Below are 3127 nucleotides of genomic sequence, written 5' to 3' on the forward strand. Positions count from 1 at the left end.
CATCAATGTTGGTTGACACACCGCGATCGCGAGCAGGCTCACTCCTACAGGGAATTTGCTGTTCACGAAGTTGTGCGGTGTTCGCACGGATTTGGAAGCTATGGGTGTTTGATTCTGGAACTCGGTTCTAAATTGTTTTCGGAGTGTTATTCCGAGAACAATCACAAGAGGACCGCACCTTGAATTCGCCCCTTCGAATCGCCTTGATCGGCGCCGGCAACATGGGCCAGCAACATTATCGGCATCTGCAATCCCTCAGCGAAGCGACGCTGTGCGCCGTGGCTGATCCAGGGCCTCAAGCCGCGGCCTTGGCGGCTGAATGGGGCGTAAGACATTTCGTCGATCATCGTCAGATGCTGGAGCTTATCCGGCCAGACGCGGTCATCGTCGCCAATCCGAATAATCAACACGTCAGCACCGCGCTCGATTGTCTGGCGGCGGGTGTGCCGGTGCTTTTGGAGAAGCCAGTCGGGGTGCACCTGGATGAAGCGCGCGAGCTAGTCGCGGCGGTCAAAAGCAGCGGCGTGCCGGTGCTGGTCGGCCATCATCGGCGTCACAATCCGCTGATCGTACGCGCCCATGAACTGGTGCAGAGCGGGGCGCTCGGGCGTCTGACCACGGTCACCGCACTGTTTCAGTTGCGCAAACCCGACAGTTATTTCGAGATCCCGTGGCGCCGCGAACCGGGCGCCGGGATGTTGCTGACCAACCTGATCCACGACCTCGACCTGCTTCGGCATCTGTGCGGTGAAGTGCGCTCGGTGCAAGCGATCACGGACAACTCAGTGCGCGGTTTCGCCAACGAAGACAGCGCAGCGGTGTTGCTGCAATTCGAGGGTGGCACATTGGGCACATTGAGCGGTTCCGACGCGGTCGCCGCGCCGTGGAGTTGGGAGCTGGATTCCGGCGAGAATCCGGTCTATCCGCGCCAGGCCGATCAGCCGTGCTATCTGCTGGCCGGGACTGCTGGCGCCTTGAGCATTCCGCAGCTCAAGCGTTGGCATTACGCCGCTGATCAGGTCGATGCCGGTTGGCATGAACCGTTGCAGGTGGTGGAAGAGTCCTACAGCGGTGACGACGCTTTGCGCTTGCAGTTACAGCATTTCGTACGCGTGGCACGGTGTGAAGTCGAGCCGCTGGTGAGTGCGGCCGACGCTGCGCGCACTTTGGCGCTGATCGAAGCCATACGCGAGGCCGCCGCCACCGGTCGTGCTTGCGCCCCCGCACTGATCGAGGCTTGAACATGAGCGAACGAATCCTGTCCCTGGCCAGCCTCACCGTGCTGGAGTTGTCGCCACCGCAAATGGTCGAAGTGGCTGCGCGTGCCGGTTACAGCCATGTCGGCCTACGTCTGGAGCCAGCGACTCCTGAGGAATATCACTTCCCGTTGGTGGCCGATGCTGACTTGCGCCGTCAGACGTTGCAGAGCCTGCGCGATACCGGCATCCGTGTGCTCGACGTGGAAATCCTGCGTTTGAAACCGCAGACCGTCGTCGCCGATTTCGAGAAACTTCTTACGGTCGGCGCGGAATTTGGTGCCACAGAGTTACTCGTTGCCGGTAATGATCCTGACGAGCAACGACTCACCGATAACTTCGCGGCCCTTTGCGATCTGGCGGCGCCTTATGGGTTGCATCCGCATCTGGAGTTCATGCCTTGGACTGATGCGCGCAACCTCGAACAAGCACTGCGAATTGTCGAGAACGCTGATCGGGAGAACGCTGCGGTGCTGGTTGATGCGTTCCACTTTGATCGTTCGGCGTCACGCCTGGAGGATCTGGCTGAAGTGCCGGCGTCGCGCCTGCGTTATGCGCAATTATGTGATGTCGCGGGGCCGAGGCCGTCAGACATGGCCGAGATCTTGCGTCAGGCGCGCAACGAGCGGCGGTTTCCCGGCGAGGGCGATTGCAATCTGCTCGGGTTGTTGAAAGCGCTGCCGACTAATATTCCACTGAGTCTGGAAATTCCCACGCTGAAACTGCTCGAGCAGGGCGTAAGCGGATTAGAGCGAGCGCAGATGGCGATCGACAGAACCCGGGAATTATTGGCGCGGCTTTAAGCGGTGCTGCGCACCTGTCGTGGGCAAGCCCGCTCCCACAGGGACAGCGCTGTTCCTGTGGCGGCGCGACTTTCCTGCAAAGGTTTTTGATCTTTTTGGCAACACAAGGAAACCCAATGACCGTCAGCACCCCGCTCTCCGGTGTCAACCAACCCTTCAAAGGGATTTTGCTGATTGTCGTGGCAACCTTCCTGTTCTCCAGCCACGACGCGCTGTCGAAATACCTGTCCGGTTTCTATCCGATCGTGATGGTGGTGTGGGCGCGCTATCTGGTGCACACCCTGCTGATGGCGGGGATTTTTCTGCCGCAATCCGGGTTGCGCGTTTTGCGCACGAAGAAACCGTTATGGCAGCTGACGCGGGCACTTTGTCTACTCGGTACCAGCCTGTTTTTCACCACGGCGCTGCTGTATATCCCATTGGCGGAAGCCACGGCGGTCAACTTTCTTGCGCCAGTGTTGGTGACCGCATTGTCGGTGCCGCTGCTCAAGGAACGAGTGACCCGAGGTCAGTGGATCGCGGTGATCTGCGGCTTTATTGGCGTGCTGATCATCGTCCATCCCGGCGGTGAGTTGTTCACGCCGGCAGTGTTACTGCCATTCTGTTCGGCGCTGTTTTTCTGCTTCTATCAGTTGCTGACGCGCAAGCTCGCCGAAGTCGATAGCCCGACCACCAGCAACTTTTTCGCCGGGTTGTGCAACACGCTGGTGATGAGTGCGCTGGTGCCGTTCTTCTGGCAGGTGCCGACGCTGACCCACGCCGGGCTGATGCTGGCGCTGGGCAGTTGCGGGATGACCGCGCATTTGTTTCTGACCCAGGCGTTCCGCCATGCCGCGCCGGCACTGCTGGCTCCGTTCGGTTATTGCCAGATCGTGTTTGCCGGGTTGTTGGGTTGGCTGCTGTTCAATCACACGCCGAGTCTGTTGACGGTGATCGGCATTGCGGTGATCTGTTGCAGCGGACTGGCGGCAGCGTGGCAGCAGAGCCGCCGCTGAGTAGGTTACGTAAAACCTTGTAGGAGTGAGCCTGCTCGCGATGGCGGTGTGTCAGTCGATGAAGTTATTGACT

3 protein-coding genes are annotated in these 3127 nt (G+C 59.7%); all 3 read left to right on the forward strand.

Features of this window, described 5'->3' with window-relative positions:
• Positions 1 to 179: 179 nt before the first annotated feature.
• The 3 genes from ACW9IR_RS29055 to ACW9IR_RS29065 all read left to right on the forward strand — a co-directional run bounded on the left by ACW9IR_RS29055 (position 180) and on the right by ACW9IR_RS29065 (position 3054).
• A complete protein-coding gene (locus ACW9IR_RS29055; RefSeq protein ID WP_102899929.1) occupies positions 180 to 1241 on the forward strand; it encodes a Gfo/Idh/MocA family protein in 1062 nt (353 codons plus the stop codon).
• Between the two features lie 2 nt (positions 1242 to 1243).
• Positions 1244 to 2059 carry a sugar phosphate isomerase/epimerase family protein gene (locus ACW9IR_RS29060; RefSeq protein ID WP_102899930.1) on the forward strand — a complete coding sequence of 272 codons (816 nt, stop codon included), beginning with the start codon at positions 1244 to 1246 and terminating at the stop codon, positions 2057 to 2059.
• A gap of 116 nt (positions 2060 to 2175) precedes the next feature.
• Positions 2176 to 3054, forward strand: coding sequence for a DMT family transporter (locus tag ACW9IR_RS29065; protein WP_038361795.1), 879 nt, complete (start codon positions 2176 to 2178; stop codon positions 3052 to 3054).
• The last annotated feature ends 73 nt before the right edge of the window (positions 3055 to 3127 follow it).

The organism is Pseudomonas sp. SDT291_1_S447 (assembly GCF_054070155.1).